Consider the following 23010-nt stretch of genomic DNA (forward strand, 5'->3'; position numbering starts at 1 on the left):
TAAACCTCCCTCATGTTCCGTCGGATTCCAGATCTTTCTTTGTAAATCCCAGGGGAAGCAGTTCTTTTAATGTGTAAACTGCAGTCTTATCTTCTGATGCCAGGATTACCTGGAAATTATCCGGGTCACAGAATTCTGCCATCACCTGTCGGCAGACACCGCAAGGAGGGCAGATATCTCCCTTTTCCCCTCTTTTATTTCCCACAATGGCAATGGCATCAAACTCCGTCACACCCTCAGACACAGCCTTGAAAAACGCCGTGCGTTCTGCACAGTTGGTGGGTGAAAAAGATGCATTCTCGATGTTGCAGCCCTGGTAAACAGTCCCGTTCTTTGCAAGAAGTGCAGCGCCCACCATAAAACCGGAGTAAGGAACATACGCCTTTTTCTGTGCCTGGTAAGCTTCCTCTGTCAGCATCCGGACCATCGTCTCGTCAAGCTTCAATGGAACACCTCCTGTTATTTTGCCACTTCACCTAAAAAGCTGGTTCCGGCAATCTCTCCCTTTAATCCAAATAAATCAAGCACCGTTGCTGCGATATCCGCAAAGGTATCTCTTGTTCCGATGGAAACTCCCGCTTTAATGCCCTGTCCATAGATCAGCATGGGGGTGTATTCCCTGGAATGATCTGTGCTGGGAGTACCCGGGTCGCAGCCGTGGTCTGCTGTAATGATCAAAACATCTTCCGGTCTCATAGCTTCCATAAACTGTCCAAGCTGAACGTCAAATTCAGTGGCTGCTCTGGCATAGCCCTTTACATCGTTGCGATGACCGTAAACCATATCAAAATCCACCAGATTAACGAAACAAAGCCCGTGGAAATCATCCTGCTGTGCTTTCAATGTCTGTACCATCCCATCGGTATTGTTCACGATGGATGTTGTTTTCTGAATGCTCTTTCCTGCAAAAATATCGTAGATTTTTCCTACTCCGATGGTATCAAGACCGGCTTTATCCAGACAGTCAAGCATGGTGGTCTTAGGCGGAATGAGGGAAAAATCGTGGCGGTGGGGCGTCCTTTTATAATCAGGATATACGCCGATAAAAGGTCTGGCGATTACTCTGCCCACACCGTGTTCTCCTTTTAAGATCTCTCTGGCAATCTTACAGTAACGGTACAGTTCTTCCAGCGGCACCACTTCCTCATGGGCAGCGATCTGAAAAACGCTGTCTGCAGAAGTATAGACTATTAAATCCCCGGTCTCCACGTGCTGCTTACCAAAATCCCGGATAACATCTGTGCCGGAATAAGGCTTATTGCATAGAACACCTCTTCCTGTCTGCTTCTTAAACTCATCAAGGACTTCATCCGGAAACCCCTGTGGATAAGTAGGAAGAGGCTCCTCTGAAATAATCCCAGCGATCTCCCAGTGACCGATGGTAGTATCCTTTCCCTGGGACCGCTCGGTCATTCTTCCAAAGGATCCTGCCGGTTCCTTCTCTTTTTCACCGGATGTTACACCGTCAATATTAAACATACCCAGTTTTTTCAGATTCGGCGTATAATATTCTTCTGCTTTTGCGATGGTTCCAAGGGTGTTGCTCCCCTCGTCATGGAACTTCGCCGCATCCGGAGCTTCACCGATTCCAAAACTGTCCAGTACAATTATAAATACTCGTTTGGTCTCTGACATATAAATTCCTCCTGTTACGAAAAGGGATTGCTGTGCAATCCCTTTGTCATATCATTAAATTTTCTCAAAACGTTCTACATCTGTAACAAATATAGTGGCACCGCCCAGCTCTACTGTCATGGGCATCATCATATATCCCGCTGATACAGAGGCGATATTAGGTGCAGGAACGTTGCATGTGATTTTCTGGCGTTTACCGCAAGTATCCTTGATCAGCGTGATGACTTCTTCTACCTGTCCGTCATCGGTACCGATCATTAATGTTGAGTTGCCTTTCTTTAAGAAACCGCCTGTTGTAGCAAGTTTTGTGACACTGAACTGGTGTTCATTCAGAACGTCGGTCACACGGTTTCCATCATCGGAACTGACGATTGCATAAACAATTTTCATATCTAACACCTCGCTGTCTTATCTGGCAAAACTTCATCCATTGATATCCTTATTATAAATCATAATCAATCAAATGGAAACAGCATTTCCATCTTTTTTATCAACTTTTTATAGATGCGTTCCTTCATCCACGGTTCATTGACTGCTTCCAGGCAATGATCCAGCGAAAACCAGCCGACTTTGCTGTTTTCGTCCTCCTTGCTTCTGATGTTCTCCCTGTCATCCCCCTTTAATAAATAGGTCACATTCAGATGCAGATGGGAAGAAACGTAGACTCCGTTCTTTTCGTGTCCATCCACTGTTAAAACCTCCAGGGAGAAGATTTTCTCCATCACCGGGGTAACAGTCCGGATTCCGGTCTCCTCCTTTGCTTCCCGTATGGCTACGGATAACAGATCTTTTTCTCCGTCTGCATGACCTCCGGTCCATGCCCAGGAATGGTAGATGTTATGATATGCCATCAGCAACTGATCCATAGTCTGATTCACCACCCAGCCGGAAGCAGAGATATGTGCTGCCGCATTTTCCCGGAAAAAGATGGAATCGCCTTCTGATAAAAGTTTCAAAAACAGCCTTTTATCCGATTCCTCCTGTTGGTTAGAGGGGACAAACTCCTCCAGTGCTTTTCGGAATGATCGTTCGTCATTCATCGAATCACCGCCTTTCTTTTCTTATGATTATTTCAGTCATACTCCCTTCGTCTGCTGATATATTTTAATAGAACAACTCTATGGGAGGTATTAAATGGATCTTTCTACTCTTGTTTTTGCCGACAAATCCCCCTGGCCCGCTGTTGAGATTGTGACGGTCAATGAACTTTATGGCAAAGCCATGCTCTCCAACATCGGAGATTGTAATTCGGAAATGTCCGCAATCAGCCTATATGTATATAACAGCATGATTACGAAACGGTATTTTTACGATATTGCAGAATGTTTTCACAGAATCAGCATTGAGGAGATGCATCATCTCAATGTCTTCGGCGAGCTTTGTATCATGCTGGGAACGGATCCCCGGCTATGGAGCTGGCAGAACGGGCGCATGAGATACTGGAGTCCTTCCTGTAATCATTATCCCACCAATATCGGGGCTTTGGTATCCAATGCCTTAAACGGAGAGCTGGAAGCAATCAAAAAATACCAGTGGCAATGTCAGTGGATTCATGACTGCCGCATTAAAGCCATCTTAAACCGGATTATAGCAGATGAACTGTGCCATGTACAGATTTTCCGGTTAATACTGGCTGAGTTAAACGACGATCCGTTTGAGCTGCCTTACGATTACAGGATTTGTGAAGAGGACCGCAAAAAAGACTGCGATCCTCCAAAAACATGCTGATCTATTTTGGGAGGGTCTCATCCCTGGCACTGCGGATCTCCAGACCTTCCTGATATCCCTTTTCCATTTTGTGTCTGGCTTTTCTGTTTTCCACAGTATCAAACAGAATGGAAAAATCATAATCTTCCGGATAAAGTTCTTTTGCTGCTACTAACAGCTTAATCCGCTTGTGGTTAATCCAGATCTTCTTATCCGGCATCTGAACCCGGACCACTCCCTTATCATTGGCAGGTGTGCAGACAATTCCGACTTTTTTGTCAGGTAAAACAAGCACACTGTCACCAATGGTAAATTTCGTCTGCATGGCGATCTGATTATCTGATATCTTCTTTATATTTTCAATTCTGGGACCGCCGGATCTTTTATGGGCTTCCCGTTTTCTTTCCGGCTCCGGTTCCGTCTTTTGTATCCCATAGGCATACCGCTCCGCACGTTTTATCATGTGCTCCGGCATTCCCAGCCTTCCGGCTATATATAATGCGCAGCTCTCTCCTGCCTCTCCGATCTCCAGTCTGTATAAAGGTCTTAAGGATTCCCGGTCAAACGCCATACGTGCATTGGTGATTCCCTCCGCTTCTTTTGCGTAGGTTTTTACTTCGGGATAGTGGGTGGTTGCAAGGAATAAGCAGCCGCACCTTCTTAACTCTTCCAGTATGGCAATCGCAATTCCCATGCCTTCTGCCGGATCGGTTCCGGATCCCAGTTCATCCAGTATTACAAGGCTTTCCCTGTCCGCCTTTTCAAGAATATCCAGCACATTTACAATGTGGGAGGAAAATGTGGATAAGTTTTCCGTTATATTCTGACCATCTCCGATGTCGCAGAGAACCTGGTTAAACAGGCTTAATTCTCCTTCTTTGCATGGTATATGAAGTCCGCACTGGGCCATGATGGAAAACAGTCCCACCGTCTTTATGGAAACGGTCTTACCTCCTGTGTTGGGACCTGTTATGACAATTCCTCTTCCATTTTTCCCCAATTCAAAGTTTAAAGGGACCACCTGATCCGGGTTCATAAACGGATGGCGCCCTTCCACGATCCGTATCATCCGTTCTGAATGGAGCTCCGGCTCCACTCCGTTCATATCTGCACTTAATTTAGCTTTTGCAAAGAGGAAATCCAGTTTCTCTAAGACCTGCATGTTCTCTGTAAGAACCGGAAGCTGATCTTCTACCAGAGCTGTAAGAGTATAGAGAATTCTCCTGGTTTCATTCTCCTCTTCGATTCTTAAATTCTCCAGTTCACCATTTAACACTGCAATGGCAGATGGTTCAATAAATAAGGTTGAGCCGGTAGCGGACTGGTCAATAACGCTTCCAGGCACCGACGGTTTATACTCCTTTTTCACCGGCAGGCATACCTTACCATTCCTGATCGTTATATAGGAATCAGAAAAATACTTTTTATTGCCCCGAAGCATAGTCTCAGCCTTTGTTCTCAGCTTCTCTTCCATTCGGACGATGTCCTGGCGAATGCTTCTTAAATATCTGCTCGCTGAGTCATCCACCCGCTTGTTCCTGATACTTTCATACAATTCCTTTGCAAGATCCTCTAACGGATTTAAATTCTCTTCATAATAGGCCAGACTCAATTCTAAATATTTGCATCGGTTTAAGAAATCCTTGTACCGTTTTACTCCTGTTAACATCGTTCCGATGAATTCCAGTTCCTCCGGCATCAAAAGACTTTCCTGTGTAACTGATTTGAAAATTGCCAAAAGGCCGTTCATAGCAACTGCCGGAGGCTGCCCCATACGGTCCAGGATCATTCTCGCCTGAGTCGTGTCCCGAAGATTTTTCCTTACCAGGGCTTCGTTCAGTTGTGGAGTTAATTTCCTGATTCGTTCTTTCGCACCATCTGTAAGAGCCAGTTCTTCTAATCTTTCTAAAATACGGTTAAATTCTAATATCTGAAATGTGTGATTCATGTCATTCTCCCTGTTTCATCTTTTTTAAGCTGCTAAAAGATTCATGGAGCAATCAGCCAGGCCTGTTTTGATACACAAAAAAGACCTGTAAGACTACAAATCCTCGTCTTACAGGTCTAAAATCCTGTCAGTCAGTTTTGTATCTTCATGGGCTAAACAGGTACACAAACTAAGGAGTGCAAAAAACTGCCTTCCTTCCGTTGATTCTCCTGTTCACATTATGATTCTGATTTACGCTCCATGATAGGACACAATTAACATAAACACACTTCCTGCTTTCTTTGATTCTTCTACTATATCACAATTCAGCTTGTCCGGTCAATCCCTTTTTCTGATACCACTGCGCAAGCATGTGAAGCTCTTTTTCATTTAAACAGTGAACCAGAGTTCCGTCTCTCATCTGTCTTAAACATTCCTCATAATCCATCCAGAGTACGGATTCCACTTCCTCTTTCTGAAGCACAAGCTGACTTTCATCCACCGGTTTTTGATATACATAAACATGGCTGACTTCGTGATTACGAAACGGTCTGCCGTAAAATTCAGCTTCCTCCTGTTCCTCGTGAAGACCTACATAAGCAAGTTCCTCCGGTAAGGCATCAATCCCCAGTTCTTCCGACAGCTCCCTGACAGCCGATATAAGAAAATCGTCTCCTGCCGGAATATGTCCTGCAGAAGAGATGTCGTAGCATCCGGGATAAGCATCCTTGCCTTCACTTCGTTTCTGTAAAAGCAGATCAAATCCGCTTTTATCATTAGGTCTTACTACCCATACATGAGAAGTTCCATGAAGCATTCCAGCCCGGTGCATCATAAAGCGGGCCCGAACCGTCCCGGTGGTCTGCCCAGTGATATCCCGTTCTTCCAAAAGTTCCAGCGGTGTTCCGTTTAAGAAAGCCGCCTTTAATTCCTCTTTGTGATACTGCAGTTTCAGAGAGAAAAAGGGAATCTGATCCATTAAAAGTTCAAAAAAAATACGATCCCCTTCCCATATGGGAAGACTGTGGATCTTTTCAACCGGCACCCATTCAAGCACTCCCTCCTGGCAATCTGTCAGTGAGCCTTCATAGCTGTCCGCTGTATATAAAAACATATATTCATCAGGATACTGGTTCGACACAAAGGTTATGAATCCCCTTAGTTTATAAGATAACAGAGTCAGTCCGGTCTCCTCTTTCACTTCTCTTAAAAGGCATTCTTCCGGGCTCTCCCCTTCTTCCAGATGACCGCCGACTCCCACCCACTTGTCCTGATTGATATCATTTTTCTTTTTAATCCGGTGAAGCATGAGATAGCGCCCCTCATTTTCAATGTAGCAAAGGGTAGTTAAGTTCTGATGCGCCATATCCGTTTCCTCCTTACTTCTTCTCTTTTAAAACTGCGTTCTCGTTAATATCAGAAACCGTCTCCGTTATATCTTCCGATGAGGCCCGCACCTCCACCTGCACTGCACAATTGGTTTTCTTTCCATCATAGATAACCGGAACCCGGTATGTACCCGCTTTATTCCAGTCACACTGGCTGAAATCAAATGTGAAGCCGGAAAGATCGTAGTTCTCCTTATTAAAATACCGATCTGCCTGCAAATCTGGTGCTGTACCAAGGACGGTTTTTGCATAATATGTGGTTGTGGTATTGTCATCGAAAATAGGCTCTGCTTTCCCTTTTAAGGTCTGAAACAGCAGAACAAGTACCAGTACCAATACCAATGTTCCGAACAATGTTAAGTGTAAGTGAAATTTCCTTTGCTTCATCTGGGCCTCCATACTTAAATCCGATTGTTTCATGAAAAAAGCTGCGTTTAAGGCAGCGTAGTCCTATATTATATTACCATATAATTTCCAGATTGGCATCCATTGATTTATTACAATTTCTTAAATTTATCCTAAAGAAGTTCTTTTCATGTCACTGTGAAGCGGGAAAGAATTATATGCAGATTTATACTATTACATAAAAATAAGGCACCGCTCCGCCTGATTGAATGAATGGGCGGAGCGGTGCATGATATTTTTTTATTATTTATCCTGACTGCATTTAACAGCATCAATGGCAAGAACCACCATTAAGGATAACAGAGCCTCCCTCTCATCCTCCACATCAATGATATACGTGTCCGTAAAACGGAACAGCTGTTTTTCTATCTGCGCCACAACACGACCATCCCTGGAATATATAGAATAATCCCACTCAAAAAAATCGCCTTTTACTTCCCAGCCATTACAGTCGATGTTAAATGAGGGCCTGAAAAAAGTAAACTCCTTTGTTATTGTCCCCACAGTCTCACCATTAATAATAATATAAAACCGGGGAAGAAACGTAAATATCTGCTCTTTTAAAGTAGCCAGATGACCGCCGTTTTTATCATAGATTTCCAGCTTATGTCCCCACGCAGGTTTGCCTTTGACTGTGAAAACGCAGCCGCCTTCTTCATTATATATGTCATAACTGTCAAACCAGGAAAAAAAGCGTTGCTTAAACATTAATTTCATTGTTTCGTCTCCTTTTATGCGTTGTCGGTAACTAATTAACCTCCTGCAGCTTTCTCTCGCACCAATCCGCCAGCACACATTCCCCGCACTTAGCCTTCCTGGCTGTGCAGATCTCTCTTCCATGATAGATCAGCTGAAAGTTAATCCGGTTCCAATGTTCCTCTGGTAAAACGTTCTGAAGCTCCTGTTCCACTTTCACAGGATTCTTTCCTTCTGCCCAGCCAAGCCGTCTGGATATCCTGAATACATGGGTATCTACCGTAACTCCCGGAATATTATACGCATCGGCGAGAAACAGGGTGGCTGTCTTCCTCCCCACTCCAGCCAGCTTTAACAGTTCCTCTATTTCTGCCGGAACCTCACCGCCATATTCATTTACAATCTGAGTACAGCATTTCTTTAAATTCTTTGCTTTATTCTTATAAAGACCTATGGAACGAATAGATGCTTCAATCACTTCCAATGGTGCTTCTGCCAGCTGGGCTGCAGTCTGAAATTGTCTGCAAAAGTCAGGCAATGATTCTTCCACCTGTTTATCTGTACTCTGCGCACTGAGCATAATCGCTGCCAGCAGCTGCCATGGCTGATCATGATAGAAACCTTCTTTTGTCACACCGTACACTTCATCCAGCTTTTTAAGAATTGCTTCTGTTTTCTCTTCTGTCATCTGTGTTGTATTCCTTTCCTCATCTTTTGCCAGGGGAATTTTTATCACTATCAAACAGCTTAATTCTTCCATATTCCCCGTCATATCCCGGTATTCGTTCCACGTTTCCTTCCCGAAGCCGGCTTACACCCTCTGCAATCAAAGGATCCGATATCTGCCTGATATCTTCCAGGGGAACCTCTCTTAAGATATCAAACTCCGGTCCCAGTCTGCGCAAAAGTTCAAAATACTGATTCTGAACCTTTTTGCTTGCCGCAGAATATCCCAGACAGGCTGCAAGCACCTCTGGCAGCGGTACCAGACTTTCAAACGGCTTCCCCTGGGGCAGCACAAACCCTTCTTCCCTGTCAGAAAGCTGCCTGATCCGGCGGGATACTCCCATAGTCAGTTTCCTGCCACAGGCCGGACACCTGCCGGAATGCTGTTCTGCTTCAGAAGGCGAAAAACAGATTCCACATTTTCTGTGACCGTCATGGAAGTATTTTCCTTCTTCCGGAAAAAATTCGATGGTTCCCATTAATCCTCTGCCCGTACTTAGCGCCTGAGAAAGTCCGTTAAAAGTCAGATTAATGTCTAACAGGCTGGCTTCCCTGCCAAGCTTTGCCGGAGAATGGGCATCGGAGTTGGAGATCAGCTGGAAACGGTCCAGCGCCGATATCCCCCAGATCATGGAAGGATCGGAAGAAAGTCCGGTTTCCAGTGTATGTATATGAGACGTCAGATCCTCGAAACACTCTTCTATCGTATCAAAGCCAGAACATGCTCCAAACAAAGAGAAATGGGGTGTCCAGATATGAGCGGGGATATAAACTGCCCGGGGATCTGTTTCCAGCATCATCTCCAAAAGGTCGTGACAGTCAAGTCCTAAGATAGGCCTTCCGTCTGAACGGATATTGCCCACTGCCTCAAGCTTCGTGGAGAGTTTTTCTGCCGCTTCCAGTCCAGGCAGAAGAATGAGGCTGTGTACTTTTCTTGTCTTTTCATTCTTCTTATATATAGAACTGATTTCTCCTGAAACAACAAAACGGGGAATCAGGGAATCGGAGGTACTTTCACCCTCCAGGCGGTACTCTGCCTTTAACACATAAAGTCCATCATCCGCCGGAATCAGTTTTTCTTTTAATTCCTCCCGCCATGCCGGGTGAGTAAAATCACCGGTACCAAGAATCCCGATTCCCTTTCGTCTTGCCCAGAGATCCAGCTGCTCCGGTGTACAGTCCTTACTGGTTGCCATGGAATACCTGGAGTGGATATGTAAATCTGCTATGTACATTCTTTCACCTGCTTTTGTCAATATAAATTCAATTATACCCTTCCGCCCTGCCCCGCGCAATTAACAATCTCTTCCTGTTTTTCTTCAAAGAGAAAGGGGCATTATCTGCCCCTGTGCTTCTCCTTTTTCTTTTGCTGTTTCTGTTCAAACCTTTGCTGGGCTTTCTCTTCCCTTGCTTCCCGGGACAAAACTTTCCGCTCCAGTTTTCCTTCTTCCTGCTGCAATTTCAGCGCCTGCTGGGATTTGGTGCTGATTCCTGTGTTTCGAATCTGCCTGCGGACCTCCCGCAAAATCCGTTTTGGATTCTTCCTGCTTACTTTTGCAGCAGCTTCAACAGCCGGACTAAACCTCAGTCTGTAGTAATTCTTGCGGAGGAATTCATTTACCTCATAATCCTTAGGCTCTGCGCCGAATGTGACCTTGCTTGCAGACAGCTTCCCATCTGTTTCCCGCTCCAGAACGCCTACCCAGAAGGGCTCCTCAAAAAATACTGAAAATCTTACCGAAACCTTGTCCATAACAATTCCTCCTTTTATTGTTTCGACAAAGAACGGACGACCAGGAGGAGGGTTACTTAGAAACGGAGGTAAACCGTTTCCGCCCGGACTACCAACCGGATCTCCATGACAAATGTCATGAGCTGTGTTTTTATCTTTGCTTTTTTCATTATATCATTTCTGTCAAAAGCTGAAAAGACCTCTATAAAACTATCAGATAATTAAGGAATCCAGCCCGTCCACACCATTCTTCCATGCCATATGGATGTCATTATGTATGGATCTGGAGGGTATGGATCTGGAATCCAGCGTGCAAGTAAAGTGTGTTCTGCAGTTATGCATCACCCATATGCATCTATAGCTCTTTTTCAGCACACAGCCATAAAACGCCGACAATTCCAGCATCAAATCCCGGCAATTTTCAAAAGGTTCTCCCTGATTTTCCAATATTATTTTTTTAATTATTTTTATTGCATCTTCCGTTGTCATCTGAGACAGATCCAGCTGGTGCTCTGTCACAAACTTTTGAGCCAGCAATTCATGTTTTTCAAACAGTCTGAAGTCATCTTCTTCCCGGAAATAATCATTGTCCACCGGCGGCTGTGCAATCTTCTTGAAAAAATCAGGACCATATACGTTCAGTAACTCCGCATAGGTTTTTACTGCCTGTCTGTATTCTCTTATTGAGGAATATGCAATCCCCTCGTCCCTGCTTTCCGGTACAAAATCACTGGTCCGGTAGCTGCTGTATCTTCCTGAATAGCAATGAATGACCATAAACAGCTTTTTTTCCCATGTTCTGCTGTAAAACTCAACCACCAGCCTTGCCGTTTCACCCTTACTGTTTCTAAATTTCCTGACAAACCAGCAGCTATCTATGTTTTCACCGGATATAAATCCAATGGGCCTTAAAACAGTTCCGATAATCTCTTTAATGATTTCTTTACTAGTCATAAATATATTCTCCTTTTAAATAAGCAAAGCTGCGCAAGTATACGATTAGAGAATGTTACTTTGGCTTTATTATATAATATCTGTCATATCCAGCACAAGCTGATATAGGCTAAAAGTTACAATTATTGATAATTATACCTTTTAAGCTTATACCATGTTTCCAACAGTTTCTCAACCGATGGGACAAAATTATACATGTTAGGTTCCAAAATTTGCATTTTTTACTGAAAAAATCCATCAATTTTAATCGTAATGAGCTTCAATATTGATGCTATGTTCTGACTGCTCTTTCCTGAATTGACTCCCTGCATCTTTTGTGCTAAGATGTGCCTATCAATTTTAGCAGAAAGGATTAACCATCCAGGTAACTTCCCCGGAAGGGAAAAAACTGACTACGAACCTGAAGCTGAAAGCCTCAGATCTGGAGCTTATGGAACAGTTAAAAAACATTGTTGTTACTGGAAAGTTATGGTAAAATACTTTCAGGCCATGAATAGTTCCCCTACCAATGGCTGAACAGGAGGAATTAAAAATATGAAAAAACTGATGAAAGTATTTGCTGCTGCATCACTTCTGTCTCTCTCCATTGCGTCTACCGCTATGGCCGGAACCTGGAAGCAGGATTCAGAGGGCTGGCGCTGGAAGGAAGACGATCATACCTATACCGCTTCTGCATGGAAGTGGATCGATTCTGATAAAGACGGAATGGCAGAATATTACTATTTTGATGATAACGGATTTCTGGTTACGAACGCTAAGACTCCAGATGGACGCACTGTGAATGAAAACGGTGCATGGACTGACGATGGAATCATACGATTAAGAGCAGCTAACCCATCAACTGCTCTTGAGATGAAGAAAAAGGGAGAACTTCTTTACCAGGAGGCTGACAAGAAAAGTTCTTCTTTACCAGGACAGGATATAAACGCAGATATTAATTTGGATGTATATTACAACTCTGTGCAGCTTCCGATTAATATTAATATGCAGATGAAGTACCATGATATCGATACTCCCAATATGGAATTTTTAACCTACAGCAACATTAAAGCTATGGAACTGGAAAAAACAGAAAGTTCCTTTTATACCAATGGCTGCTACTACTCCAATTCAGGAGACAACCAAAAGTTTAAGGTGAATATCGGATACGAGGATATGTCAAAGCATCTCACCCTTGGGGGACTTACAGGGCAGTTTGCCAAATTACTGAACAACGTGCAGATCGCCCAGGATAAGGCAGGTAATAACGTACTGTTTTACTCCACAGAGGCAGGCGGCCTGGAACAGTATTTAAATACATTCTACGATAAAGTGTGGCCTTCTCTTACCTACTCAGATTTTAAAATCACTGGTGTGAACGGTAAAGCGGTATTTACTCCGGAAGGCTATTTCTACAAAGAATCCCTCCTGATCTCCATGATTATCACTGAGGAGGAAGAGACCATGAGGATTAATATGAATGTAAACCTGGATTATAACAATCCTGGACAGGCTGTAACAATCACGTTTCCTTCTACAGACGGGTATGAGGAAATTGTATATTAAGCAAATGGGAGTGTTGCAAAAAGATATGAAATCTTTAAGATTTCATATCAGGAGCAATACTCCTGTTCTTTTTAACAAAAATATCAGTCTCTTCTTTGATTACTTCTATCACATCTTCTAATGCATTCAAATCTTTTTCAGATACACCTGCAATGCAGAGACGAAGACCTTGAAGTCCATCCTCGGAAATAAGGTATTGGGAAACTAATATATTTTTCTGAGAAAGCTTTTCTACAATTCGATTGGCCGAGATAGCAACAGGCATCGATATCCATAGAAACAACCCTTGCTTCGGTACATGAAAAGTCAGTCCAGCCAAATCAACATGTGACAGGATTGCTTTTGCCTTTACTAGTTTTCGTCGATAGCATGCATTCACTTTACGAATGTGCTGATCGTACATTCCTGATTTTAGGAAAAAATTCAGTGCACCCTGTGCAATCCCGGAAGTACAAATATCAGATAAATACTTCTGTTGAACGACCATGTCACGTAGAGCATCAGGAACAACCATTGCACCTAAACGGATTCCTGGTAAAAATGTTTTTGAAAAACTACGGATGTAAATTGTAAGCTGGTTAGTATCGTAATAATGCAGGGGAAGGCATCTTTTGTCCATTCCCAAATCGGCTAAATAGTCATCTTCAATCATTAGAATCTGATAGCGACCGCAAAGATTCGCAATCAGATTTTTATTATTTTCCGAAAGTGAATATCCGGTTGGATTATGGTATCTCGGAATAATATAAAATGCTTTGGACAGCTATTGTGATTTCGAAAAGCATGGAATTGGATTTACGCTGCTATTAAAAGATAGAATCCCGGCTTCTACCGCCTTCGCATCCTATGTAATTGATCGTAAACTTGAAATAGGAATTGAGACGAGCACAGATTACCGCGGTTCAGGCTTTGCAGCAAGGGTATGCGCCCGATTGATCGATTATTGTCTGGATAATGGTTTGGAACCTGTTTGGTCTTGCAACTCGGGGAATATGGGTTCCAGAAAGCTTGCAGGGAAATTAGGCTTTGAGGAATGCAAAAGAATTCCCTATTATCGTTTACCAGTATAAATTGCTAAAAACCTTATAAGAACGATTACCAGAATAAGGGGAAATACGATTGCAGAAAATATGCCAATTTTTAAATTGCTGTCAAACCACCCGGAAACAATTCCTACCAGCGCAGGACCTCCAGAACATCCCAGATCACCGGCAAGCGCCAGGAATGCGAACATGGCTGTGCCTCCGCCCCGAATCGAAGCGGCAGCCAGACTGAATGTCCCGGGCCACATGATACCTACCGAAAAACCGCAGAGTCCGCACCCAATCAGCCCCAGAAACGGATAGGGGGAGCAGGTAATTAAAAGATAAGATCCCATACAGAGAATTCCGCTTGCCACCATAACCTTTTTCAGTTCCCATCTTTCCCCATACTGCCCATATACAGCTCTGGATATCCCCATCATAATGGCAAACAGCATAGGACCAGCCAGATCACCAATGGTTTTTGTCACACCCAGTCCCTCTTCCGCAAAGGCCGATGCCCACTGGCTGACTGCCTGCTCACTTGCGCCCGCACAGACCATAAGAATCATAAAGACCCAAAACAGCTTTTTTCCAATCAATGCGCAAAATGATATTCCCTCCTCCTCTTTTCCAAGAGAAGCAATGGGAACACGAAAAAATAAAACCATGCACACAGCCGGTACAACCGCCCAGAAAAGCGCCAGTATCTTCCAATTACCAATGCCAAAGATTCGGAAAAATAAAGTAGAAATCAGAACCACACCCACATGCCCCCAGCAATAGAAGGAGTGCAGCATACTCATGGCTTTTTCTTTATTATCTGTGGGACAGGCTTCCACAATGGGACTGACAAGAACCTCTAAAAGACCTCCGCCAATGGCATAAATTACAACAGCAAACAGTAATCCCATCCAGGAAACAGAAACAATCCCCGGAAGAACCGTCAATAAAATCAGACCTGCTGCCGCCATGAGGTGTGCGGCAACCATGGAAATCCGGTATCCTACCCGGTCAATGAATGCGGCAGATAAAAGATCCACCAGCAGCTGAACCCCAAAATTCACCGTAACCAGAAGGGTAATTCTGGATAATGATATCCCATATTCCCATTGGAAATGAAGAAACAGCAGTGGAATAAAATTATTGACAATTGCCTGAACAATATAGCTTAAAAAGCAGGCATAGATGGTATTTTTATAACTTACCTTCACGTATTGATCCTCCCCCACATAATTTTATTGTATTATACCGCAGATGGTAATTCAATTCTTGCAATTTACCGCCAGCATATGATACAATTTAGCCGATTATATAAAGGAGAACGCTCTATGCAAAATACTAAAATACTGACCGACGAATCCATGATGGAGCTGGTCTCCCATGGTTTTGCAGACTTTCCTTTTCAGTACTATTATGAAGATGTGGGAAAGTTTGACAACCGCTGCATTGACTGGCACTGGCACAGGGAGTTTGAACTGGTATCGGTGACCGAAGGAATCGTACATTGTTCCATCGGAAATATCCATTACATACTGGAACCTGGTGACGGTGTCTTTATTAATACCGGTGTTATGCACCGTTTTCTGTCAACTGGTACCGCAATCATTCCAAATGTACTGTTCGCTCCGGAATTTATTGCAGGGGAAGGAAGCTTAATCTATGAAAAATTCATAGCTCCATTCCTTTTCTCCGGCATATCCCACATCGTATTAAGAGGCAAACGTCCATGGCAGAGCCATCTACTGTCTGCTTTCTCAGACCTCTGCCGCCTGTGCAGTAACCAGACGGCAACCTGGGAGCTTGAGGTACATGCTCTGGTCTGCCGGATCTGGTCCGTCCTGTTTGAACACAGGGAGGAATTTGCCACTATGGAAAATGCAGGAATCAACCGCCTGTCCCAGGCCCGTTTTAAACGTATGACCGCATTTATTGAAGAAAACTATGGTAAGAGACTGACCCTGGAAGACATTGCGCATTCGGTAGGAGTCAGCAAGAGGGAAGCGCTCCGCTGCTTTCAGTGTTCCGTCCCTCTTTCTCCCATTGAATACTTAAATAAATACCGGCTGAATCAGGCAAAGAACCTTCTTCTGCACACAGACCGGACAATCACTGATATCGCAGAAAGCACTGGTTTTGAAAGCACCAGTTACTTTGACCGTCTGTATAAACGGGAATATCACACGACTCCCAGGAAGCACAGATCCGCCTTTCAGCGTGAAGGCCATATCCGAAAACAGAACTGAGAAAAAACAGCAGGAAATACAGCAGAACCAGTACAAAGCAGATTTCACCTGCCAGCCGGTATCTGACTAATCGGATTCCTTTTGCCCATTTATAAAAATAATAGGATATGAAGCCAATCCCTATGGACCCGATTAAGATCGGCATCCATGCCATAAAAAGAAGAATAAGATTCATTGAACTACGCTCCGGTACTTTCTCCTCTTATCTTCCCCTTTTTATGACTGAATAATCCAGATTCTGTCAGAATTGCTTTTTCCTTATAATTCTGACAGAAACCAGGTAAGAAACAATTATTACTGCAACACCGCACAGAAGCAGGATTGCGGTCACCGGTCCCAGTTGAAGCGTGTTTAACCTTCTAGCTGCTGCGGATAAGTCTACCTGAAATATCTTTGCTGATCTCACTGCAAGGAATCCGATGGCAAAGATTACTCCAATGATTATAAACAGAGCAGTTCTTCCTTTTTCCTGGCCGAACTTCAACTGTACCGGAATCATTACAGACAGGAACAGGAAAGACAAAATAAGAAACAAAAGTGATGTAACTACAATTTCCCAGGCATCTGCTCTTCCTCTTACAACATTCATGATAACTGCAATTATATTCACAACCAGCCAGGCTAACCCCCCCGTAAGGATACCAAATACATACTTCTCTGCCGTATACTGCTCCCTGGTGACAGGAAGGGTAAACAAAAAAGCATATCCATTGTCAAATTCATCGTAACTAATCGTACTGATTGAAAACATGCAAAAGATTAAAGTCGCATAATTAATCACAAAAACCGTATTAAAATCTGCCAGAAACATTCCCACCGACAAAAAGATATAAAACAGGAAAATGCGCATCTGGTTTTTCATAAGCAGAATATCTTTTATTAACAATCCTCTCATAACCGTTCCCCCCTTATCATCATTGTTATCACTTCATCAACACTTCCCTTTTCCATTATAATTTCCGGCTGATTATCCCGGTAATACTGGATCTTATCTGTAAGGAGACGATAGCCGAAAGTGTCCTTTTTTTGCCGGATAATATATTTCTTATCCAGATTCTGATACTGTTCCTGTGTTACTTTTAAAAGGCCATAGCCTCCCAGAAGCGCATCGGTTTCCTCGTGCAGAACAATTGCTCCCTCATTAATGAGATAAAGATCGTCACACAGCTGCTCTAAATCCGTGGATATATGGGAGCTGATCAGTATGGAACGGTCTCCTGGCTCCATGTACTCCCGGATGGTATCTAACAGTTCCTCTCTGGCAAGAACATCAAGCCCGGCAGTCGGCTCATCAAGAATAAGAAGCCTGGCTTTATGGGACATGGCAGCCAGCACCTTCACTCTGGCTTTCATTCCAGTAGAGAATTCCTTCATCCGTTTACCAAGCGGCAGACCGGATTCTCTGCATTTATTTATAAACCACTCTGAATCGAATGACTGATACAGGCTTTTCATTATTCTTGTAATATCCTGTACCGTTAAATACCCGCTGAATCCGGAATCAGCCAGAACCACGCCCATATCCTGTCTTTCCCTGAGGGACAGCTGGTTAATTGGTTTTCCAAATATGGATACCGTACCTCCATCCAGTGTAATCAGACCCAGTGCCGATTTGAATACAGTGGTTTTCCCCGCACCATTCGGGCCAATCAGCCCGGTAATATATCCCGGCTGAAGATCCAGAGAACAGTTCAGCGTAAAATCTCCATACGTTTTCTGAATATTTTCCAATTTTAACAACATCATCAATCCTCCAAAATTAAATAAAACAACTCCGTCAGTTCCTCATCCTTCATACCGCAGCTTCTGCCCTTGCGTATTGCGGCTTCCATATCTGCCTCTACCTCTTTTTTCTTTTCCTCCAGCATAAGTTCCTGACTGGCGTAAGCAATAAAGCTTCCCTTTCCATGAACCGTCACGATAAACCCTTCCTGTTCCAGGTTATCATAGGATTTCTTCACAGTTAAAGCACTGATGCGCAGTTCCTTTGCCAAAGTCCGGACAGACGGTAGATTATCACCTTCTTTTAACGTACCCTGCATGACTGCTCTCTTAATCTGTTCCGTGATCTGTTCGTACAGGGGCTGCATGGATGAATTATTTATTATTATTTTCATATCACCCCTCCTCAATAAACAGTATATAACAGTATACAACTGTTGTCAACTGTTATATACTGTTTGTCATTATTTTCATTCCATAAAAAAAACGATACACAGGCCTGATCAAACCCGTGTATCGTTTTTTTATTTATCTTTTCAGCCGGAACTGACCAAGTAACGCTTTTAGATTCTGTGCCTGTCCGGCAAGCTCCTGGCTGGAAGCGGAATTTTCTTCCGCAGATGCTGCGCTGTTATCTACCTCCATGGAAATCTGGCCGATTCCATTCTCAATCATTTTAGCAAATTTGGCCTGATCCTGGGAAGCGTTTGCTATGCTTCGGACCTTATCCATAATCTGACTGCTTTCCTTTGATACTCCATCTAAATTGACGGCTGCCCGGTCTGCGAGAACGGTTCCCTCTTCCACTGCTTTTAAAGATGCCTCAATTAAGTCAGAAGAGTTCTTTGCTGCATCTTTACTCTGGCTTGCTAAAAGACTGACCTGACCAGCCACGACAGCAAACCCTTTCCCTGCTTCTCCAGCCCTTGCAGCCTCGATAGAAGCATTTAATGCAAGAAGATTGGTCTGCATGGCAATATCATCAATGGTTACAATCATCTTACTGATTTCCTCAGAGGTTTTCTTTATACTGCTCATGGCAGCAACCATTTCTTTCATATTCTGGTTCTCTGTATAAATATCCCGTGCAATCCTCTCCATTTCCAACTGAATCGCCTTTGACAATTCCGCATTTCCACCAATCTGCTCTGTGATACGGGAGACAGACTCTGATAATTCGTTTGCGATACCCGCCTGGTTTTCAGCTCCTACCGCCAAAATCCGGGCAGACTCTGATATCTGGCTGGAACCATCAGATACCTGATTGGCTGCATGATTCATTTCTGCAAAACTTCTGGATATTTTTTCCGTAAAACGATGCAGGGAGGTTTCAATATTACTGAAATCTCCGATAAACTCATTGGAAAAGTCAACATTAAAATTGCCTCCTGCCATCTGCTCCATCACAGTGTCAATTTCCATAATATAGCAGCGGATCTTCTCCATGGAATCTCTCAGCCCCCGTGCCGCCTGTCCGATCTCATCATCGGATTCACAGGCAATCTGTGTATGTAAATTTCCTTTTGCAAACTCCTTCGCTGCATTCTGGATCTCTTTTAACGGAACAGCAATGGATTTTGTCAGACGTTTTCCCATCAGCAGCGCAATACCAAGGGATATAAGGGAAAAGAATGCCAGACATACGGTTGCCAGATTCTGAACCCTCTGGCTGTTTGTGTATTTGGCAAGTGCCGCCTCATCTGCCTGAGTACCAGTCTGATCCAGTGCATCAGCCAATACCTCCGATGCGTCGTTAAATGTAGTCTGATAATATTTTACTGCACCTTTTGTATCATTTTTCTCCAGCATGGATATCAGAGCTGCGGTATCTTTCTGAAAATCAGCAAATGCCTGATCGAGAGCATCCCCCGTCTGTTTATCCTTCAGATTTTCCTTTATCACTCCTATGTATTTTACTATTTTTTCATATCTGCCTTCTATATCAGCTTTTTGTTCTGCAGTCACAGAATTATCTTCACAAATGGCGGCCCAGAGGATCCGTTTATTAATCGTCTGAACATCTTTTCGTATCTCCATTTGTTTTTTCGTTGTCTCATACTGAACGCGGTAGAACGTTGTCATATTATTGCCAATGTTACGAAAGCTCACCAGCGAAAAGACGGAAGATAGAAAAATAATAAAAACCAGAATTGCAAATACCCATTTCAGCCTCGTAGAAATACTTAATTTTCCTGCTTTCTTCATCTCAAATCCCCTCTTTCGGTTTGTTATTGTAATGTACTTCTAATTCTATTATAGCAACGGAAAAACCCAATTCCAACTTAATATTCATTCAGAAAACGAGCTATTATCTTAACAAATTGTAAGATAACAACTCGTCGTGTTATAAATCAGCCTCAAAACTAACAGAGCTGCTGGACAGATCAAAGATAACTTCTTCTCCTTTATACAGCAGAAATCTGCCCCGCACAAGATGCTCTTCCTTGATTAACCGGCTCATTGCCCCCTGATTGGGCGCCAATAGTTTATGTGCAAATCGTTTCTCGTCCTTTCGGTTCTGGTTGGAGAGGAATACTTTCAAAACATAGGTTCGCTGTTTTATAATCACAGCAGTCTCTCTTTTACTCACCACCCTTGCTCCTAAATAGGTCGCAAACCTGTATTCTTTCCCCTGATACATGATAACGCAGATACAGCCTTCAAACCGGATTCCCAGCCATGGAATTATAGCCACAGAAACCAAAACAGAAGCATTTTCCAAAAAGTCATTGCACTGGAGCCAAAGATAACTTTCCGGAAATGACTTTCCCTTATCTCCTTCTATATAACCCAGCCCTCCGCTAAAATCCACAATCCTGCCGTTCAGTCTGATCTTTCCCGACAGCCTGTGTGACATGCTGATGATCTCATGCTTGCATTCCATAAAAGGCATGATCTGAAAGGGCCCCATAATAGAATACCGGATTGGGGTGACAGGACCAAAACGTACAATTCCCTGCAGTGAAAGTTCCTCTGTCTTTATATTCACCTTTACCCCTTTTCGGGAAAAAATGTTATTATCCAGCATAATCATCTGCTGCCTTCGGTCAATCAGGAAATCCTCTTCCTTAAAATCAAGACAGCAGGCTCTTTCGTTCCATATGACCTGAACAAAGGGATAGCTTTTCCCCCTGCCATCCATGCTAAGTCCGGGAATCAGTGCAAGAACCGTATCTTTGTTCTGCATTTTAAAGTACCAGCCTGCAAAAAATTTCCGTTTTTTTATACAACAAAGATTCATACAGATATCTCTCATGCTGTCTCTGAATACTGCGAAGCTGGTTTTTACATCTGGCATTTAGCGCAATCCTCCTGACTTCCATCGTCTAATCATATGGTTGCCAGATATGCCAGATCATAGTCAGGAAAATCAGCTAAATATAAAATTATTGCGAAGTATCTCCACAGACTGATGAAACTTATCCAGTTCCTCGTCCGTCATATGGATCTCCAGTATATCTGCGGCACCGGTACGGTTTAAGATCGTGGGCACTCCTGCAAAGACATCCGTCTCCCCATATTCTCCCTCCAGTAACGTGGATACTGGAATAATACGGTTCTCATCGTAAAGAATTGCCTTTATGATTCCGGCACATGCCGTAGCTATTCCATAATAGGTAGTTCCTTTCCTATTATAGATCTCCCAGCCTTCCCTGGTTGTCTTCTTTACAATTTCATCAAGATCTACGTCACCCACAAGATCTTTATTATCATGAATGATATCATTGAATGATTTGCCGGCTACGGTCACAATAGACCAGGGAACCATCTGGGAATCTCCGTGTTCTCCCATGGAATAGGCATAGACACTTCTGGGATCCACGTTCACCAGCTCTGCTATAAAATTCTGAAGTCTTGACGTATCTAAGGAGCTGCCTGTACCGATTACCTGATTCTTTGGAAGTCCGGACAGCTTATAAACATAGTGGGCAATGATATCAACCGGATTGGATACTACAATGAAAATTCCATCAAAACCACTTGCCATGACAGGTTCAACGATGGTTTTTACAATTTTGGCACTGACCTCCAGCGTATCCAGTCTGGTCTGTCCTTTCTGGGGTGGCGCTCCTGCTGTAATTACCATGATATCCACATCCGAGCAATCTGAATAACTGGCTGTACGCACTTTCACATTACGGTCCAGATATTTGATTGTATCCCTTAAATCAAGTACCTCGCCCAATGCTCTTTCTTCGTTGATATCAATCATTAAAATTTCGTCACAAACTCCCTGGGTTACCAGGCTGAATGCAGTGGAGGACCCTACCAGTCCGCAACCTACAACAGCTACTTTTGATTTTTTGATCTTCATGTGTTATTCCCTCTCTGAACGGTGTCATAATAACTGATTTTTATTACATAAAATAGAGATAGTGCCTCCTTTGGCTCTATCTCTATCTCTTTAGCGGCTTTACAGATGCTCAAGAAGTGATTCCAGCTGCTTTGCTGTTCCGTTTAATTCCTCAATGGAATTGAGTATCTTTTGAAATTCTTCCGTTTCCTTTGTAAAAATCCGATTGGATTCGTTGATCCGGGTGTTAATCGTGGTAATGGAGGCATTGATACTTTTCAACACTCCGTCGATCTGACCGATGGATTCGCTGGTGGAGGCCGACATCTTACGGATCTCTCCTGCGACTACGGAAAAGCCTCTTCCTGCTTCTCCCGCCCTTGCTGCCTCAATGGCTGCATTCAGTCCCAGTAAATTGGACTGGGTTGCCACGTCCTTAACAAAATCCAGAATGGAATCTGTATTCTTTGTACTTTCATTGGCTTCTGACACTTTAACCGATATCTCACCGTTCATATCCTTAAGCTGTTCAATTCCCTTGCTCACATCATTGGTAGATTCGGTAATCTGGTTAGCACCATCCGTCAGCCTGTTGATCAATTCAATTAAGTTGTTCCTCTTTTCCAGACTTCTTCCTAAAGTCAGGACACCAATCACCTTGTTCTTTTCGGTTATGGGAACTGCATAGGATTTGAATGGAATGCCATATACAGCTGCAGGCACATCTTTTATAATCACTCTGCCAAAATCTAATGCCTCCCTGATTGCTCCTCCTGCAGGAACAATGTCACCGGGATTAATATGAAATTTCAGCTTACTGCCATTTCTTACTGTAATGAACTTCTCTGTATCGGTTAATGCAAAAGATACATCATCATCAAATAAATTCATTAAATATGGTATAACAGAATAAAAAGAATCCAGTATTTCATTTCCAGTCACTGAACTGTCCATCTTTCGTAATCCCCCTTTTTTTGAAATCATCTGGTTCCTGCCCATATGTAACAGGAT

The 23010-nt window shown here is 43.3% G+C and carries 24 protein-coding genes and 1 pseudogene; 4 read left to right on the forward strand and 21 right to left on the reverse strand.

Features of this window, described 5'->3' with window-relative positions:
- Nucleotides 1-10: 10 nt before the first annotated feature.
- The 4 genes from CRO04_RS03060 to CRO04_RS03075 form a co-directional block, all read right to left on the reverse strand.
- Nucleotides 11-427 carry a cytidine deaminase gene (locus tag CRO04_RS03060; protein WP_097003085.1) on the reverse strand — a complete coding sequence of 139 codons (417 nt, stop codon included), beginning with the start codon at nt 425-427 and terminating at the stop codon, nt 11-13.
- 32 nt (nt 428-459) lie between these two features.
- On the reverse strand, nt 460-1635 hold the full coding sequence (locus tag CRO04_RS03065; protein WP_097002765.1) for a phosphopentomutase: 1176 nt from the start codon (nt 1633-1635) through the stop codon (nt 460-462).
- A 54-nt stretch (nt 1636-1689) separates the two neighbouring features.
- Nucleotides 1690-2025 (reverse strand): cyclic-di-AMP receptor, encoded by a 336-nt coding sequence (locus tag CRO04_RS03070; RefSeq protein WP_097002766.1) that lies wholly within the window; start codon nt 2023-2025, stop codon nt 1690-1692.
- 65 nt (nt 2026-2090) lie between these two features.
- Nucleotides 2091-2675 (reverse strand): NUDIX hydrolase, encoded by a 585-nt coding sequence (locus CRO04_RS03075; protein WP_097002767.1) that lies wholly within the window; start codon nt 2673-2675, stop codon nt 2091-2093.
- Between the two features lie 94 nt (nt 2676-2769).
- Between CRO04_RS03075 and CRO04_RS03080 the strand changes: the two genes are divergently transcribed.
- The gene (locus CRO04_RS03080) at nt 2770-3363 is read left to right on the forward strand and encodes a ferritin-like domain-containing protein (protein ID WP_097002768.1); all 594 of its coding nucleotides are present in this window, start codon (nt 2770-2772) and stop codon (nt 3361-3363) included.
- A gap of 1 nt (nt 3364) precedes the next feature.
- On the opposite strand, the gene CRO04_RS03085 is transcribed toward CRO04_RS03080, so the two are convergent.
- The 8 genes and pseudogenes from CRO04_RS03085 to CRO04_RS03120 form a co-directional block, all read right to left on the reverse strand.
- Nucleotides 3365-5290, reverse strand: a complete 1926-nt coding sequence (locus CRO04_RS03085; protein ID WP_097002769.1) for an endonuclease MutS2 — start codon at nt 5288-5290, stop codon at nt 3365-3367.
- A gap of 298 nt (nt 5291-5588) precedes the next feature.
- A complete protein-coding gene (locus CRO04_RS03090) occupies nt 5589-6635 on the reverse strand; it encodes an NUDIX domain-containing protein (RefSeq protein WP_097002770.1) in 1047 nt (348 codons plus the stop codon).
- Nucleotides 6636-6648: 13 nt separating this feature from the next.
- Nucleotides 6649-7044, reverse strand: coding sequence for a ty transcription activator TEC1 (locus CRO04_RS03095; protein ID WP_097002771.1), 396 nt, complete (start codon nt 7042-7044; stop codon nt 6649-6651).
- A 261-nt stretch (nt 7045-7305) separates the two neighbouring features.
- The gene (locus tag CRO04_RS03100; protein WP_097002772.1) at nt 7306-7779 is read right to left on the reverse strand and encodes an LURP-one-related/scramblase family protein; all 474 of its coding nucleotides are present in this window, start codon (nt 7777-7779) and stop codon (nt 7306-7308) included.
- Between the two features lie 31 nt (nt 7780-7810).
- Nucleotides 7811-8494, reverse strand: a complete 684-nt coding sequence (gene nth, locus CRO04_RS03105) for an endonuclease III (RefSeq protein WP_242974339.1) — start codon at nt 8492-8494, stop codon at nt 7811-7813.
- Between the two features lies 1 nt (nt 8495).
- A pseudogene (locus CRO04_RS03110) lies at nt 8496-9719 on the reverse strand (endonuclease Q family protein); the annotation flags it as partial.
- Between the two features lie 101 nt (nt 9720-9820).
- Nucleotides 9821-10237, reverse strand: coding sequence for a YjdF family protein (locus CRO04_RS03115; RefSeq protein WP_097002773.1), 417 nt, complete (start codon nt 10235-10237; stop codon nt 9821-9823).
- Between the two features lie 192 nt (nt 10238-10429).
- On the reverse strand, nt 10430-11170 hold the full coding sequence (locus CRO04_RS03120) for a hypothetical protein (RefSeq protein ID WP_097002774.1): 741 nt from the start codon (nt 11168-11170) through the stop codon (nt 10430-10432).
- A gap of 534 nt (nt 11171-11704) precedes the next feature.
- On the opposite strand from CRO04_RS03120, the gene CRO04_RS03125 reads away from it, so the two are divergent.
- Nucleotides 11705-12715, forward strand: a complete 1011-nt coding sequence (locus CRO04_RS03125) for a hypothetical protein (protein WP_097002775.1) — start codon at nt 11705-11707, stop codon at nt 12713-12715.
- A 34-nt stretch (nt 12716-12749) separates the two neighbouring features.
- Here CRO04_RS03125 and CRO04_RS03130 read toward each other — a convergent pair whose 3' ends face one another.
- The gene (locus CRO04_RS03130) at nt 12750-13478 is read right to left on the reverse strand and encodes a PLP-dependent aminotransferase family protein (protein ID WP_097002776.1); all 729 of its coding nucleotides are present in this window, start codon (nt 13476-13478) and stop codon (nt 12750-12752) included.
- Here CRO04_RS03130 and CRO04_RS03135 point away from each other — a divergent pair.
- A complete protein-coding gene (locus tag CRO04_RS03135; protein ID WP_097002777.1) occupies nt 13471-13785 on the forward strand; it encodes a GNAT family N-acetyltransferase in 315 nt (104 codons plus the stop codon). The two genes, CRO04_RS03130 and CRO04_RS03135, sit on opposite strands and share 8 nt — an antisense overlap.
- Here CRO04_RS03135 and CRO04_RS03140 read toward each other — a convergent pair.
- Nucleotides 13767-14951, reverse strand: coding sequence for an MFS transporter (locus CRO04_RS03140; RefSeq protein WP_097002778.1), 1185 nt, complete (start codon nt 14949-14951; stop codon nt 13767-13769). The genes CRO04_RS03135 and CRO04_RS03140 overlap by 19 nt on opposite strands.
- A 117-nt stretch (nt 14952-15068) precedes the next feature.
- On the opposite strand from CRO04_RS03140, the gene CRO04_RS03145 reads away from it, so the two are divergent.
- Entirely contained in the window at nt 15069-15983 is a 915-nt protein-coding gene (locus CRO04_RS03145; RefSeq protein WP_166432456.1) for an AraC family transcriptional regulator, read from the forward strand.
- 241 nt (nt 15984-16224) lie between these two features.
- Here CRO04_RS03145 and CRO04_RS03150 read toward each other — a convergent pair whose 3' ends face one another.
- The 7 genes from CRO04_RS03150 to CRO04_RS03180 form a co-directional block, all read right to left on the reverse strand.
- Nucleotides 16225-16878, reverse strand: coding sequence for an ABC-2 transporter permease (locus CRO04_RS03150; RefSeq protein ID WP_097002780.1), 654 nt, complete (start codon nt 16876-16878; stop codon nt 16225-16227).
- Nucleotides 16875-17723: an ABC transporter ATP-binding protein gene (locus CRO04_RS03155; protein ID WP_097003088.1), complete on the reverse strand. Its 849-nt coding sequence runs from the start codon at nt 17721-17723 to the stop codon at nt 16875-16877. Before CRO04_RS03155 ends, CRO04_RS03150 begins: the two co-directional genes overlap by 4 nt.
- A gap of 5 nt (nt 17724-17728) precedes the next feature.
- On the reverse strand, nt 17729-18100 hold the full coding sequence (locus tag CRO04_RS03160; protein ID WP_097002781.1) for a GntR family transcriptional regulator: 372 nt from the start codon (nt 18098-18100) through the stop codon (nt 17729-17731).
- Nucleotides 18101-18233: 133 nt separating this feature from the next.
- Complete coding sequence (locus CRO04_RS03165) at nt 18234-19910, reverse strand: methyl-accepting chemotaxis protein (RefSeq protein WP_097002782.1); 1677 nt, start codon at nt 19908-19910, stop codon at nt 18234-18236.
- A 139-nt stretch (nt 19911-20049) separates the two neighbouring features.
- Nucleotides 20050-21003 carry a tocopherol cyclase family protein gene (locus CRO04_RS03170; protein ID WP_097002783.1) on the reverse strand — a complete coding sequence of 318 codons (954 nt, stop codon included), beginning with the start codon at nt 21001-21003 and terminating at the stop codon, nt 20050-20052.
- Between the two features lie 72 nt (nt 21004-21075).
- Nucleotides 21076-22020, reverse strand: coding sequence for an L-lactate dehydrogenase (locus tag CRO04_RS03175; protein ID WP_097002784.1), 945 nt, complete (start codon nt 22018-22020; stop codon nt 21076-21078).
- A 99-nt stretch (nt 22021-22119) separates the two neighbouring features.
- Nucleotides 22120-22953, reverse strand: coding sequence for a methyl-accepting chemotaxis protein (locus CRO04_RS03180; RefSeq protein ID WP_097003089.1), 834 nt, complete (start codon nt 22951-22953; stop codon nt 22120-22122).
- Between the last annotated feature and the right edge of the window lie 57 nt (nt 22954-23010).

The organism is Lacrimispora amygdalina (genome assembly GCF_900205965.1).
GTDB lineage: Bacteria > Bacillota > Clostridia > Lachnospirales > Lachnospiraceae > Lacrimispora > Lacrimispora amygdalina_A.